The organism is Pseudomonas sp. DrBHI1, assembly GCF_002205115.1.
In the GTDB taxonomy this organism is placed as follows: Bacteria; Pseudomonadota; Gammaproteobacteria; order Pseudomonadales; family Pseudomonadaceae; genus Aquipseudomonas; species Aquipseudomonas mosselii.
In genome coordinates this window covers 12,402-26,013 of record NZ_NIBE01000011.1, presented here as the reverse complement: position 1 = coordinate 26,013, position 13,612 = coordinate 12,402, and the positions used below count along the sequence as shown (strand labels likewise).

At 62.6% G+C, this 13,612-nt stretch carries 11 protein-coding genes; 4 read left to right on the top strand and 7 right to left on the bottom strand.

What is annotated here, in order from left to right; genetic code table 11:
- The first annotated feature begins 73 nt into the window (after positions 1–73).
- On the top strand, positions 74–829 hold the full coding sequence (gene olsB / locus CC207_RS01825) for an L-ornithine N(alpha)-acyltransferase (RefSeq protein ID WP_028689712.1): 756 nt from the start codon (positions 74–76) through the stop codon (positions 827–829).
- Entirely contained in the window at positions 829–1,611 is a 783-nt protein-coding gene (locus CC207_RS01820; protein ID WP_069016098.1) for a lysophospholipid acyltransferase family protein, read from the top strand. The genes olsB and CC207_RS01820 overlap by 1 nt, the downstream gene beginning before the upstream one ends.
- Positions 1,612–1,621: 10 nt before the next feature.
- Here CC207_RS01820 and CC207_RS01815 read toward each other — a convergent pair whose 3' ends face one another.
- Complete coding sequence (locus CC207_RS01815) at positions 1,622–2,206, bottom strand: ACP phosphodiesterase (protein ID WP_088851486.1); 585 nt, start codon at positions 2,204–2,206, stop codon at positions 1,622–1,624.
- 151 nt (positions 2,207–2,357) lie between these two features.
- On the opposite strand from CC207_RS01815, the gene CC207_RS01810 reads away from it, so the two are divergent.
- Positions 2,358–2,660 carry a helix-turn-helix transcriptional regulator gene (locus CC207_RS01810; RefSeq protein ID WP_028689715.1) on the top strand — a complete coding sequence of 101 codons (303 nt, stop codon included), beginning with the start codon at positions 2,358–2,360 and terminating at the stop codon, positions 2,658–2,660.
- A gap of 19 nt (positions 2,661–2,679) precedes the next feature.
- Positions 2,680–3,729: an alkene reductase gene (locus CC207_RS01805; RefSeq protein ID WP_062364086.1), complete on the top strand. Its 1,050-nt coding sequence runs from the start codon at positions 2,680–2,682 to the stop codon at positions 3,727–3,729.
- Positions 3,730–3,767: 38 nt separating this feature from the next.
- On the opposite strand, the gene CC207_RS01800 is transcribed toward CC207_RS01805, so the two are convergent.
- The 6 genes from CC207_RS01800 to CC207_RS01775 form a co-directional block, all read right to left on the bottom strand.
- Positions 3,768–5,906, bottom strand: a complete 2,139-nt coding sequence (locus CC207_RS01800) for an autotransporter outer membrane beta-barrel domain-containing protein (RefSeq protein WP_158216129.1) — start codon at positions 5,904–5,906, stop codon at positions 3,768–3,770.
- Positions 5,907–6,162: 256 nt separating this feature from the next.
- Positions 6,163–8,241, bottom strand: a complete 2,079-nt coding sequence (locus CC207_RS01795) for a hypothetical protein (RefSeq protein ID WP_028689718.1) — start codon at positions 8,239–8,241, stop codon at positions 6,163–6,165.
- A gap of 88 nt (positions 8,242–8,329) precedes the next feature.
- Positions 8,330–10,351 carry a hypothetical protein gene (locus tag CC207_RS01790; RefSeq protein WP_088851484.1) on the bottom strand — a complete coding sequence of 674 codons (2,022 nt, stop codon included), beginning with the start codon at positions 10,349–10,351 and terminating at the stop codon, positions 8,330–8,332.
- 292 nt (positions 10,352–10,643) lie between these two features.
- Positions 10,644–11,468 (bottom strand): ATPase, encoded by an 825-nt coding sequence (locus CC207_RS01785; protein WP_088851483.1) that lies wholly within the window; start codon positions 11,466–11,468, stop codon positions 10,644–10,646.
- Positions 11,469–11,555: 87 nt separating this feature from the next.
- Positions 11,556–12,551, bottom strand: coding sequence for an NAD(P)-dependent oxidoreductase (locus CC207_RS01780; RefSeq protein WP_028689721.1), 996 nt, complete (start codon positions 12,549–12,551; stop codon positions 11,556–11,558).
- Between the two features lie 49 nt (positions 12,552–12,600).
- Positions 12,601–13,491: a LysR family transcriptional regulator ArgP gene (locus tag CC207_RS01775; protein ID WP_028689722.1), complete on the bottom strand. Its 891-nt coding sequence runs from the start codon at positions 13,489–13,491 to the stop codon at positions 12,601–12,603.
- Positions 13,492–13,612 lie beyond the last annotated feature (121 nt).

The following is a 13,612-nucleotide window of genomic DNA, read 5'->3' as shown; positions in this document are numbered from 1 at the left end:
GGCGTACCTAGGCTGACTTTGCACAACAAAGCCGACCGGCCGCAACCCTTTGGCTGGCTTATGGAGACTCGCAATGACTCGGATCGCTCGCTCTGGCGACAACAGCACTGAACGCCGTCTGCAAGCCGAACGCCTGGTCGGCGCCGCGGCCCTGCAGGAAGCACAGGCCCTGCGCTTCAAGGTGTTCAGCGCCGAATTCAAGGCCAAGCTCAAGGGCGCCGAACACGGCCTGGACATGGACGACTACGACATCCACTGCCGCCACATCGGCGTGCGCGACCTGGCCACCGGCCAGCTCGTCGCCACCACCCGCCTGCTCGACCACCAGGCCGCCAGCAGCCTGGGTCGCTTCTACAGCGAAGAAGAATTCAGCCTGCACGGCCTGTTGCAGCTACAAGGCCCGATCCTCGAACTGGGCCGTACCTGCGTCGACCCGGCCTACCGCAACGGCGGCACCATCGCCGTGCTCTGGAGCGAATTGGCCGAAGTGCTCAACGAAGGCCGCTACAGCTACCTGATGGGTTGCGCCAGCATCCCCATGCAGGACGGTGGCGTGCAGGCCCACGCGATCATGCAGCGCCTGCGCGAACGCTACCTGTGCACCGAGCACCTGCGCGCCGAACCGAAGAACCCACTGCCCAGTCTGCCGCTGCCGAACAACGTCATCGCCGAAATGCCACCGCTGCTCAAGGCCTACATGCGCCTGGGCGCGAAGATCTGCGGCGAGCCTTGCTGGGACGAGGACTTCCAGGTCGCCGACGTGTTCATCCTGCTCAAGCGCGACGACCTCTGCCCGCGCTACGCCCGTCACTTCAAGGCGGCGGTCTGATGCCGCGTCTGCGGGCCACTGCCCGCCTGCTGCGGCTGTTTCTGGTACTGGCACTGGGGCTGGCAATGGCCAGCATCATTGCCCTGGGCGAACGCCTGGGCCTGAAAGCCTCGATCGAACGTCGCCAGCGCTGGACACGCCTGTTCATGGGCCGCCTGGTCGCCGCCCTGCCCTTCGACGTCAAGGTCAAGGGTGAACTGCCGCAACGGCCGATGCTGTGGATCTGCAACCATGTGTCGTGGACCGACATCCCGCTGCTCGGCATGCTCACGCCGCTGTCGTTCCTGTCCAAGGCCGAGGTGCGGCACTGGCCGGTGGCCGGCTGGCTGGCCGAGAAGGCCGGGACCCTGTTCATCCGCCGTGGCGGTGGCGATGCCCAGCGCCTGCGCCAACAGATCAGCGAACAGCTGGGCGAGCAACGTCCCCTGCTGATCTTTCCGGAAGGCACCACCACTGACGGTCGCACCCTGCGCACCTTCCATGGACGTCTGCTGGCCGGGGCCATCGACCGTGGCACGCCGCTACAGCCGGTGGCGATCCAGTATCTTCGCGCGGGCCAACCCGATCCGATTGCGCCGTTCATAGGCGATGACGACCTGGTATCCCATCTGCTGCGGCTGTTCGGGCAAGACCGGGGCGAGGTGGTGATTCACCTGCTAGCGCCGATCGGCAGTGAAGGCCAGGAGCGCGCGGCGCTGGCATTCCAGGCACAGCAGGCAGTGCATCTTGCGTTGTTCGGCATCGAGGATGTCGAGCCGCGACGCCAGGCCAAGGCAGCCTGAATAGCTGACGTCAGTTGGAGGGGCGTCTTCGCGCTGCCGCAAACGCCTGCAGTTGCGGATAGAACTCGCGAAAATCCGCCAGCAGCGGCTCGTACAGCCGCTCCAGCTCTCCCATCATCCCGTCCATCCCCTCGGGCCGCGACAAGCGCCGGGCAATACCGCCAAACACCTGCTCCAGGGTGGCGAAGTCGCCATACGCCCCCAGCCAGTCATCCGCTGCCATGAACGGCGCGATCCCCGCCAGCCGGCCCGGCAGCTGCGGCTCAGCCAGCAGCACTTTGTAGAAGTCGCCGGTGAACTGCGCCAGCGGCTGCTCCGCGTAGTCCCCCCAGCTCCTGGCCAGGCAATGATCGAAAAACACATCCAGCACGATTCCGGCGAAGCGTCGCCGCTCACGCCGGAAACGCGCCAGCGCCGCCAGCACCAGCGGATGGCTGTCGGTGTAGCTGTCGATATGCCGGTGCAGCCGGATCGAAGCCTCCAGCGCTGGCGGAAAACGCCCCTCCAGCGCGCCCTTGACGAAATCGCCATACAGGCTGCCGAGCAGTTGTTGCGGCGCCGGGCCGCCCAGATGGAGGTGCGCGAGGTAGTTCATGGCGCCAGTCTAGCACCGCCCCACAGCCAATCGTCATGAACCGATATAGCCAATGACGCTTGCCTCAGAACCCTTTCATATTTGTATATCGCGATGCAACGATTTATATTTCGCCCCATCGCGATATACCGCTACACACCACGAGCCAACCATGCCCCTCGATCTCGACGAAATCATAAAAGCACTGGCCCACCCGGTCCGGCGAGACATCCTCAACTGGCTGAAAGACCCGGCCGCGCAGTTCCCCGACCAGCACCACAGCACCGAGCACGGTGTGTGTGCCGGGCAAATCGACCAACGCTGCGGTCTGTCGCAGTCGACCGTCTCCGCCCACCTGGCCACCCTGCAACGCGCCGGCCTGATCAGCAGCCAGAAGATCGGCCAGTGGCATTTCTTCAAACGCAACGAGGCGACCATCAAGGCGTTCCTCGAGCAAATGAGCCAAGCGCTCTGATCCAAGCGAGGCTTTGCACATGACTACGCTGTTCGACCCGATCACCCTGGGCGACCTGGAACTGCCCAACCGCATCATCATGGCCCCGCTGACCCGCTGCCGCGCCGACGAAGGCCGCGTGCCCAATGCGCTGATGGCCGAGTACTACGTGCAGCGCGCCAGCGCCGGCCTGATCCTCAGCGAAGCGACCTCGGTCACGCCGATGGGCGTTGGCTACCCGGATACACCGGGGATCTGGAACGACCAGCAGGTACGCGGCTGGCACAACGTGACCAAGGCCATCCACGCCGCCGGCGGGCGCATCTTCCTGCAGCTGTGGCATGTCGGGCGCATCTCCCACCCGTCGTACCTGAACGGCGAGCTGCCGGTGGCCCCCAGCGCGATCCAGCCCAAGGGCCATGTCAGTCTGGTGCGCCCACAGAGCGACTACCCGACGCCACGAGCCCTGGAAACCGAGGAGATCGCCGATATCGTCGAGGCCTACCGCAGCGGCGCCGAAAACGCCAAGGCCGCCGGTTTCGACGGCGTGGAGATCCACGGCGCCAACGGCTACCTGCTCGACCAGTTCCTGCAGAGCAGCACCAACCAGCGCACGGACCGCTATGGCGGTTCGCTGGAAAACCGCGCGCGGTTGCTGCTGGAAGTCGCCGACGCCGCCATTGAGGTGTGGGGTCCGGGCCGCGTCGGCGTGCACTTGGCGCCACGGGCGGATGCCCACGACATGGGCGACGCCGACCGTGCCGAGACCTTCACCTACGTGGCACGAGAGCTGGGCAAGCGTGGCATCGCCTTCATTTGCTCGCGAGAGAAGGAAGCCGACGACAGCATCGGCCCGCAGATCAAGGCGGCGTTTGGCGGCCCCTACATTGTCAACGAACGCTTCGACAAGGCCAGCGCCAACGCGGCCCTGGCCAACGGCAAGGCCGATGCGGTGGCCTTCGGCATCCCGTTCATCGCCAACCCCGACCTGCCCGCGCGCCTGGCCGCCGATGCGCCGCTCAATGCGCCGCGTCCTGAGACCTTCTACGCCGGGGGGCCGGTGGGGTATATCGATTATCCGCGGATGTAGTCTGTTGCAGGACCTGCAGGAGCGGGTTTGCCAAGCGGTCAGAAGTTGTAGCGCAAGCCCAGGTTGACCCCATACGGCTGTTCGATGTGCTTGCCGTTGCTGTACTGGAACTCGCCGTGCAGCTGCAGCACCTCGGACACCTGTGCGGCCAACCCCACGGCAAACTCGCCCCGCGTGCCGGACAGGTCGTTGGTGAAGTGGTTGTCGTTGACCTTCACCTTGTTGCTCTTGATGAACTCGTGAGCCGCCGCGACTTTCAGGTACGGCTGCAGGACACTGCCGTTGTCCAGCGCCAGGCTGCGCCCGACCTGGGCACCAACCTTGCCGAGCACCGAGTTGGCACCATCGCTTTGGGCGCGCATGCCGTTGTCCAACGTGTAGCTGTCATCATCGACCCACAACGTGGACAACTGGGTGAACGGCTCGACATACCAACCATCGTCCAGCTTGAAGTGCCGCCCGACCTCCACCGAGGCCCCGAGGCCGTCATTGTGATATTCACCCTTGGTCTTGCGACCATCGCTCATTACCACGTCGTTGCTGTTACGAAAGCGGTTGTACTTGAGCATCGCGTCGACGTAGTAACCGCTGTCGGCCATCCAGGTGCTGTAGGCACCGACGTAGTAGCTCTTGACCTTGCCGGATGAACCGAGGCTGAAGTCCAGGTCGGACTCGCTGTAACCGCCCATGACCCCGAGCAACCAGCGCCCGTCGTGGCCCGGCACCGCGCCGTCGGCGCCGAAGCTCACGCCGTTCTGATCCTGCTGGTAGGCCACGGCGTTGCCGGCCGAGAGGTTGTAGCGGTTGCCGTAGCTGCGCATCCAGATGCCCTGGCCATGCCCCAGGCGCAATTCACCCATGCGGCTGCGCAACGAGGACAGTTCGCCATACCAGACGGTGGGCGCGGCGCTGAACAGCCCCAGCACCGCACGGGCGCCCGGCGTCACGATCGGGCTGCCGCTGTCGTCGAACTTCTGCACAAGGTACCAGTTGTCCTCACCCTCGCCTTTTTCAAGGGTGTAGGTGTAGGTACCGAAATCGATATCGTGCAGCAGGCCGAAGGTCGCGTCGCCGCCACCGGTTTCGACGATACGGTGCGGCGCCTGCCCTTCGACCGGATCGGCACCGGTACTGGCGATGCTCAACTGGTGGCTGCCCTCGGCGGCCCCGGTAACCTTCAGCAGATCGCCGGTACCACTGGCCAGGTCGATGTCCATCACGAAGATGCCCGAGCCCTTGAGGTTGTCCACCGTCAGGGTCTTGAAGCCCGCCGTTGTGTCCCGGTCGGTGAAATCGACCGTGCCATTGTCGAGTGTCAGTTCGCCAACCTCGCCATCCTTGGTCAGGATCCAGCGGCCACCGCTGTTCAGCTCCAGGCTCTGCACATTGACCAGGTTTCCCCGCAGCGAGGCATTGTTCTGCAGCAGCAGGTTCGCGGTACTGCCGGCTGCCACCACCACATCGCCGCTCAGCTGGCTGTTGTCCGCGGTGAAGTCGGCGGTCATGCCACCGATGACCTCGAGGATCGTGCCATTGCCCCCGATAAGCTGGCTGCCATTGGCCACCAGAATGTGTGCGGTGCCGGTGGAGCTACCGGAACCGGCCCTGACGATGATGGCACTTTGAGTGTCGCCCCTGACCGTCGATCCATCCAGGATCACCCGGGAGCCGCCACCACCGTTGGCTGCCGACTCCTGACGCACATCCAGACCATTGGTCTTGCCACTGACGAGACTGCCACCCGTGGCTTGCAGACTGGAACCGACGACAAAGGCGCCGACACGCTCCAGCCCGGTGAGCGTGCTGCCTTCCAGAACAAGGCTGCTGCCTCGCACAAGGGAGGCACCAATGCCACCTGCAATCGTGCTGCCCTGGGCCCGGATGCTGGAGGCCAGGGCAGCAGAAACGCCAAACGAGGATGCCGTCGGGCCACCCGTCACGGTTGCGCCATTGAGTAGCGCCTGGGTGCCATCGAGCAATTTGATGCCGGCTTGCACGCCGGCGGCGGCTACCTGTCCACCATTGACAGTGACAGTCGACCCACTAGAGACCGTTATACCCTCTGTGCTGCCAGTGGCGGTGATCTCCAGGGTCGACCCATTTCTCAGCTCATAGGTATCCGCGACCGGGCCAGTGACCGTTTCACTCTGGTTGTCGAGCACTTTGGCCTCGGCCAAGTCCGCGCCTGACATGGCAGTTATCAGACCCACCGCGACACTCAAGGGTATGCTGGAACTTCTCATAGCGATCTCCCACTAAAACATCGTCAACCGAACGGCCAGTCGTCGTAGCACCTCGGCACTGTTGAAACGGCGAACAGTCTCGACAGAAATCCAAAAATCTTCTGTAGGATTTTTCCGCCAGGGCACGAGAAAACACTGACACCTGCCTCGCCATGGCGCATGGAATGTGGGATTGACACGGGGCGAACCGTTAACGCGGCGTGAAGACATGAAGAGGCGAAAACTGCCGTTTTTCCCCCACCTTCGGAACAACGGAATAGTTGGCGTACACCGTCTTCTTTACATCTGCGGCAACCCAGTTCGGGTCGATTGGCACAAGCCAATAGCTGGCGTCCTGATACACCGCCTCCGTTGCATGCCTGGACGGTTCCCCTTCAACCTGCCAGTGAATGTCGATCTGATCGCCGCTCTTGACCTCTTGATAGCGCACGATGAACTTCGGCTCCTGGCTGGCAAAGGACATGTATCTGGGAGCCTGCATCTCCAGCAGCTGTTCCTGAATGTTCAGCTCCAGCACAACCGAGGTTTCCTCCTTTTCATCACGCAGGATCTTGTAGCTGATCGGCACCGTATGCCCAATCCCGTTCATCACCACGCCAGCGGGTACCTCAAACACCAGATCGGCCGGCCCGACGACGTCTCTCCAGGGGGACTGGTAGTCACGGTCCGGCACTTCCAGCACTAACGCAACCTGGTCTCCGGCCATCCCGGCATATTGGCGCACGGTGACCTTCACATGGCTGGCCCCGACGAAGTCGCGGTTGAAGTCCAACTGGTCCTTGTTATCACCGAATGCCTTTTCCACTTCTGGGCGCGGGAATGCGACACGCCCTACCCGCAGATCGCAATTCGCGGAACCGGAGAGGGCCCCGCCCCCTGCAGCCAGCGTGTAGGACAAGGTGACCCGTCCCCCAACCAGAACCTCGACCTCGTCCTTCCCGACCCTTTGCTCAAGCTCACCCTCCTTTTGAACATCGAGCGGCCAGGAAAGATCATGAGGATCGCCAGCAGCGGACACACCATTCCACTCCAGCAGGATCTGATCGCCCTTGGCCATATGGGGGTAAGCCTTGATTCGTATCGTCGCGCCCTGCGGCGGAACATTCTCGGGATCGAGCCCACCGTCCGCTGCCTCATCCACCTCAGGAGCGTCAAGTTCGAGGGAGCCGATGATGGAGATCACCCCTGGATCGGAACCGAGTCCACTTTCATCAATGCGGTAGACAAGGCGTGCATCCCCCTGCAACACCGCGGCCGCATGGGCGTTCTCCAGAGGGATTTCAACGCCACCCGCCTTCAACTGGGCATGCTTGATCACAGGCGCCAGGAGGCTGCCATTGGCAGTCCTGCCCACCCAGACCAGCGTTACCGCCTGCCCAACTACCCAACGGTCGTCGGGGTCCAGAACGATGCGGACGTCGGCATCTCCCAGCAGGTTGAAATCAAGGTTGCCCGAGTCGTCGGCATCCAGCACGCGCGGTGCAGACAGGGGTTGTACGACCTGGAGTACCAGGCTGTCATGAGCCAGGGAGAGGGCGGACTCGTTACCTGCCCGGTCCTGTATCTGATAGGTGAAAGCGATTGGAATCCCGCCAACCAATGTCTGCAACTTGGCCTGGGGCAATGCGATGGGCGTAGGCTCGCTCTCGCTGTCCACGATGAACGGCCCCGCGCTGACTCGTTCAATGCCATCGGTCATACTGACCGTGATCGTGTCACCCAGCGCCTGATGCAAGAAACCGCTGATCGTGACCCAGAGCACGCCCTCCTCGAAATCGGACTCAAGGATTACACCCCTGTCCTCCAATGCCTTGGGGAACACCATTTTTCCCAGTGCCCCCTCATCACCTCCGGGGGCCAGCCTGTCAATACGAACAAACCGGCTAGGACCATGCTCCCAGACCGTGCTCAGAGAGGGGCGAACAGCGTAGCCCAAGCTGAACCGCCGTTCTTTCCCCTCCCCTACTGAACGCCAAAAGGACGCGGGCAGCGTGAGTTCGAACTTATGATCGCGATCCTCCGCCTCAGACTGCTCGACATAGTGATAAGCGCCCTCTTCGGCCTCGAGAATCTCGTCGTCCCAGGTCAACGCGATTTGGTAATCAACCGCAATCTCAGGCCACCACGGGACGATCACCTGCAGATCGTCACTTAACCTGTCACCCGGCAACAGTTCAGGGAGCTCATCGTAACCGTCATCCAATAGCGCACAGACTTCGAGTGCTTTGAATTCAAACGTGCCCTTTACCCCTTCATTGAAGGTATTCATTCCTCATCCTCGGCCAGTCAAGGAGCCCAAAGGCAACAATGGGACATGAACAACCAGTGCCCTGGCGAATCGCCAGGGCACTTTTACTTCAAGGCAGCGGGCACGTCCCCTGACTGGGTTCCCTTACCGAGACCGGCACACGTTTGTGACCGGCTTTCACCGGCCCATGGACATTCGTCGCCGTGTACTCGACGGTGGCCGAGCCGGTGCAGATTACGAACGCCCATCGACGCTCGATCTGGTAGGTGAGTTCGCCCTTGTCTTTGTGATGCTGTTCGATTCTGATGAGCGGGAGGTTTACTTCAGCATCCGGGATAGGGTTTCCGGGAGTAGGCTTCTGACTGTCGTCTGCACTGAGATGGATCACAATGGTGTCGCCCACCGCCACGTTGCCATAAAGCTCGATTTTCACCGGTAAATCTCGTTGCGCCTTCTCGATATCGATTGCGCCAAACCGATTGAGGTCAGTGAATTCAAGCTCCTTGAGCGCAGTGCCCCCTCCCGGCAGGTCTTCCCCGCGCAGTAGGACCACAGGCTTGGATGGAGAATGCGCAGTGTTTTCCTCGCCACTCGCACCGAATACCCGGGTCACGGTATAGGCCATCTGCACTGTGCCACTGGGCTCGCTGGCCAGCACGGTCGGGGGAACTGGACGATTGATGTTGACCTTGGCAGCTGCCTCGGCAGCGCTCACGGGAGCAAGCGCGTGGGAGGGCTGTGTGCCCCAGACCAGGTGGAGTTTATCGTCCTCCTCCAACAGTTCAGTGCCGTCCACGGCGAGCCAGGGGATGGTCACTTGCGCACCTGCGGCGACATCCTCGGGCGTCAGCTCATCCACTTGCCCGGAGGCATCGCCGACAATGGTGGCCAATTCCAGATTGCCATGCCCTGGCAACTCCGGATCGGGATCGGGCCCACCCGGCAGCCGCAGGTCGACATTGACGCTCGCCGGGGGCGTCGCGTCGCCGATCTTGAAGGCGCCGCGCCACAATTCATAACTCACGGCCACTGCCCCTGTCTTCGGCCCTGCGCTGGTAAGCGGATACAGCAGGACCAGTTTCATCAATGGCTCTGGCGGCGGCGGCACCACGGTGACTTCATGTTCGTCCGAACGTTGGGCTCCCCAAAGCACGACGACCTTATCGCCGATACGAGCCCCGGTGACCCCGGGAACCACCAGGTTGATGCCTGCACGGGCATCTTTGTCGAGAATCAGCGGGTCGCCCGACTGGTCAAATCCTGGCACTTCAGGCGTAGGGAGAACGACGGGGATATCCTGCAACAGCAACTGCAGGGTGTCATGAGGCACGGAAACGATCGATAGATTCCCTGCCCGATCCTGCGACGTGTAGGTGAATGTGATCGGGGTATTGTCCTTGAGCTTCTGCACCTCGGCCAGCGGCAGTGCCACTGGCGTGGCGTCACTGCTGCTGGTGACGGTGAAGGGGCCGACCGTCACTGGGGTGGTGCCGTCGGTCATGGTCACCATGATCTGGTCACCCTGCTTCTGCTCCATATAACCCCTGACATGGACCGTAAGCATGCCAGCGACAAAGTCCGTGATCAGGATGTGCTTCCTGGCCTCGATCTCCGAAGCAAACGATAGCCTCGCGAGTGTGCCGGGGTTGCCACCCGGCGCCAGTTTATCGATGCGGATGACTCGGTTGGGCCCTCTTTCGAATTCACCTGAAAACTCTGGTCGAACCGAGTAACCCACCTGGAAGGTACGATCCTGCCCATCCGCAATGAAATCCCAATACGAACTCGGCAGTTCCAGAGAAAACTCGTAATCAGGATCCGCCGCTTCCGCGGCCGTGATCGAATGCCAGGCCATGCCCACGCCTTCGAGTTCTTCGTCACCGTTTACATACAACGCGATGACCATACCTTCCTCGACCTCATCCCAGTTCGGCACCCTCACCTTCAACGGTTTCTTATGGTCCGCCACCGGCAAGAGTTCAGCAGGATCGTCGACGCCATCCTCAACCAGCCCCTCGACAATCAGTTCCTTGAATTCCAACACTCCACCCTGTGGGAACAACACTCTGGAGCGTTTACCCGCGGGCCGCAGCAACCGACCGCTGAGTTGTTTGGGTACAGGCTTGTTCATGGCCATTTTCCTAATCTGTTCTACAGGTACGCGGCCCCTGCACCCTCACGGATTCGGGGCAACGAGTTAGTCACGACACAAGGCACTAGCCAACCAGTGATGGGAACAGGAGCAAGGGAGGAAACGGCTGCCGTCGTCGTGCTAGTAGATGTAACAAACTCCAGCCCGTCCGACACCTGACAAAAATGCCAGGTTCAGACGGGTTCGGGGTCTGCAGAAGGGAAGGGAAACAGACAAATTCAGAGGCAATGGCACCCGATCAAAGTCTCAGGTAACCACATTCATGCTCGGTTCAAGGGCGGGCATTGATCTGCTGTTGCAAGTTCTGGATTTGGCTCTGCAGGGTATTGATATTGCGGGTCGTCTGCCCACGGAAGGCATCGAACTCCTGCACCGAAGCGCCACCGCCCGCGGTGGCCGGGCGGTTGTCTAACTGGCTCTTGAGCACCAGCACATCCTGCTCAAGGCTCTCGATGGCCGCGCTCGGATTGCCCTGCTTCTTCAGCGCCGCCACCTCATTGCTCAGGCTCTTGAGCTGACCATCCAGCTTGCCGCCATCCACCTGGCCCGACTTGAGCGCCGCCAGCTCGCCATTGACTGCCTTGAGCTGCGCCTGCAGTTGCCCTTGCAATTCGGTCACCGCCTTCTGCTGCTCGCGGGTATCGGCCAGCACCTGCTCCAAGCGCTTGCCCAGGTCACCCGCCTGTCCGGCGACGCCCTGCTGCTGCTTGCCCTGCTCGGCCAGCGAGGCCTGCAACTGACGGATCTGCAGCTTCAACGCCTCGCTGCCGGAACTGCTGCTGGACTCGCTGGCATCGACCTTGCCGCTGATCGCCTGCAAACGCCCGGCCGCCTCCTCACTGATGCGGGCAAAGCTTTCCTGGGTCGCGACCAATTGCTGCTCCATCAATGTGATCTGCTGGAAGCTCCACCAGCCAAGTCCGCCCAAGGCGATGAACGAGGCACCCAGCAAGGCCCACAGCGGGCCGTTGCTGCGTGGGCGTGCCGCCTTCTGGCGGCTGCGGGTGACGTGGGCAGGCAGCAATTCATCGTCATCAGGGGTGCCGGCACGCAGGGTGGGCACATCGTCAAAGTCGTCGTGGGCGTCGTTACGCATGGGTGCATTCAACCGCGGTGGTAGCAAAGAGGCATGAGTATAAACCGCCTGGACGGCGCACTGATGACCATCATCCCGCCCACAGGTTCAGCGTTGCCCCGTCTGCGCCTGCCACCAGGCACAGAATTCATCCAGCGCGGACCACACATCGGCCTGGGGTCGGTAGCCCAGGTACTGACGGGCACGGCTGATATCGAGGGTGAAATCTTTGCTCATCACCTGCACTGCCGTGCGGCTCAAGGTCGGCAGCGGGCGCCCGGGCCAAAGCATGCAAGCGGCCTCGTTGAGCGCCGCCAGGCCGTAGGCCAGGCTTGGTGAGCGGTAGCGGGTGACCTGCGGCAGTTGCATGCGGCGCATCACGTAGTTGACCACGTCCCATAGCGGCAACGGATGGCCGTTGCTGATGTTGTAGGCCTGGCCAAGGGCCTGTTCCTCGGCGAAAAGGGCACTGAGCAATGCCTCGTTGAGGTTGTGCACACTGGTGAAGTCGACCTTGTTCAGGCCATTGCCGACGATCGCCACGCGCCCCTTGGCCTGCATTCGCATCAGGCGTGGGAAAATGCTCGCATCGCCGGCACCGGTGACGAAACGCGGGCGCAGCGCCAGCACTTCCAAGCCGAACTCCTGGGCGCCGAACACTTTCTGCTCGGCCAGGTGCTTGGTCAGCGCGTAATGGTCATGGAAGCGGCGCGGTACCTGGTCCTCGCGAATGTCGAGGCGCGAACGTCCAGTGAAGTAGATCGACGGCGACGACAGGTGCACCAGGCGCCGCACATGCTCCTTGATGCACCCCTCGACCACGTTCTCGGTAAGTACCACGTTGCCCTGGTGAAAATCCTGATAGCGGCCCCAAGTGCCCACCGCGCCGGCGCAATGCACCACTGCGTCGACACCCTGGCACAGGCGCCGGGCCAGCTCGGCATCGCCCAGGTCGCCCGGGATGAACTGCGCCCCGCGCTTGACCAGGTGCTCCACGCCCTCCGCCCGCCGGCCATTGATCCGCACCTCCAGGCCCTGCTCCAAGGCGAAGCGCGCAAAGCGCCCGCCGATGAAGCCGCTCGCGCCGGTGACCAGAATTCGCATGTAAGACTCCGCCTTGCCAGATTTCGGATGCAACTGACGCCTGATATGCCTACAAGGGCACCAGCCAATGCCGCGCCGAATGGCGCAGGTGGTCGGTCAGCTGGACGAGCAACTGCCCGCCGTTGCGCCAATGATGCCAGTACAGCGGTACGTCGATGGGGGTATTGGCGCAGATTTCCACCAGTTCGCCACGGGCCAGCTGTTCGGCTACCTGCCGCTCCGGCACCAGCCCCCAGCCCAGGCCAGCCTCGGTCATGCGCAGGAAACCTTCGGAGGACGGGCAAAGGTGGTGCAGGAATCCTTCCTGCACGCCCAACGACGCCAGATAGCGATGCTGGAGGAAATCGTCCGGCCCGAACACGATCGCCGGAGCACGGGCCAACCGCTCGACCGCAAAACCTTGGGGAAAGTAGCGCGCCATGAACGCGGGGCTGGCCAGCGCACGATAACGCATCGACCCCAGCGGCAGGCTGCGCGCGCCGGCAACGGGACGTTCGCTGCCACACAGGCAGGCCGCGACCTCGCCGGCGCGCATGCGCTTGAGGCCGACCTCCTGGTCTTCGACCACCAGGTCGAGCAGCACCTGCTGCTGCGCGCAGAAAGCCCCCACCGCACCGGCCCACCAGGTCGCCAGGCTGTCGGCGTTGAGGGCGATGCGCAGGCGCTCGGGCATGCCCTCCTCGTCCAACGCCGGCACCTGGCGCTGCAAGTCGCGCTCGAGCAGGCGCACCTGCTGCACATGGTTGAGCAACTGCCGGCCGACCTCGGTCGGGCTCGGTGGCGTGGCGCGCACCAGCACCGGCTGGCCGACCCGCGCCTCGAGCAGCTTGATGCGTTGCGAGATGGCCGACTGCGACAGCCCCAGCACCTGGGCGGCGCGCTCGAAACCGCCTTGTTCGATCACCGCAGCAAGGGCGGCGAGCAACTTGTAGTCGAACATCGATTTCTCTAATGACTGATCAGCTCTATTGGTTTTTCTTATACCGCCGCAACCGCCACAATGGCCACATCTTTCTTGTTGATCCGCGCCGATGTCCGCATCGGTGCCCGTGGAGTGTCCC

What these genes read in the sequence shown, in the direction of transcription:
- olsB (WP_028689712.1), top strand. Translation starts at nt 74, where the DNA reads ATGACTCGGATCGCTCGCTCTGGCGACAACAGCACTGAACGCCGTCTG.
- CC207_RS01820 (WP_069016098.1), top strand. Translation starts at nt 829, where the DNA reads ATGCCGCGTCTGCGGGCCACTGCCCGCCTGCTGCGGCTGTTTCTGGTA.
- CC207_RS01815 (WP_088851486.1), bottom strand. Translation starts at nt 2,206, where the DNA reads ATGAACTACCTCGCGCACCTCCATCTGGGCGGCCCGGCGCCGCAACAA.
- CC207_RS01810 (WP_028689715.1), top strand. Translation starts at nt 2,358, where the DNA reads ATGCCCCTCGATCTCGACGAAATCATAAAAGCACTGGCCCACCCGGTC.
- CC207_RS01805 (WP_062364086.1), top strand. Translation starts at nt 2,680, where the DNA reads ATGACTACGCTGTTCGACCCGATCACCCTGGGCGACCTGGAACTGCCC.
- CC207_RS01795 (WP_028689718.1), bottom strand. Translation starts at nt 8,241, where the DNA reads ATGAATACCTTCAATGAAGGGGTAAAGGGCACGTTTGAATTCAAAGCA.
- CC207_RS01790 (WP_088851484.1), bottom strand. Translation starts at nt 10,351, where the DNA reads ATGAACAAGCCTGTACCCAAACAACTCAGCGGTCGGTTGCTGCGGCCC.
- CC207_RS01785 (WP_088851483.1), bottom strand. Translation starts at nt 11,468, where the DNA reads ATGCGTAACGACGCCCACGACGACTTTGACGATGTGCCCACCCTGCGT.
- CC207_RS01780 (WP_028689721.1), bottom strand. Translation starts at nt 12,551, where the DNA reads ATGCGAATTCTGGTCACCGGCGCGAGCGGCTTCATCGGCGGGCGCTTT.
- CC207_RS01775 (WP_028689722.1), bottom strand. Translation starts at nt 13,491, where the DNA reads ATGTTCGACTACAAGTTGCTCGCCGCCCTTGCTGCGGTGATCGAACAA.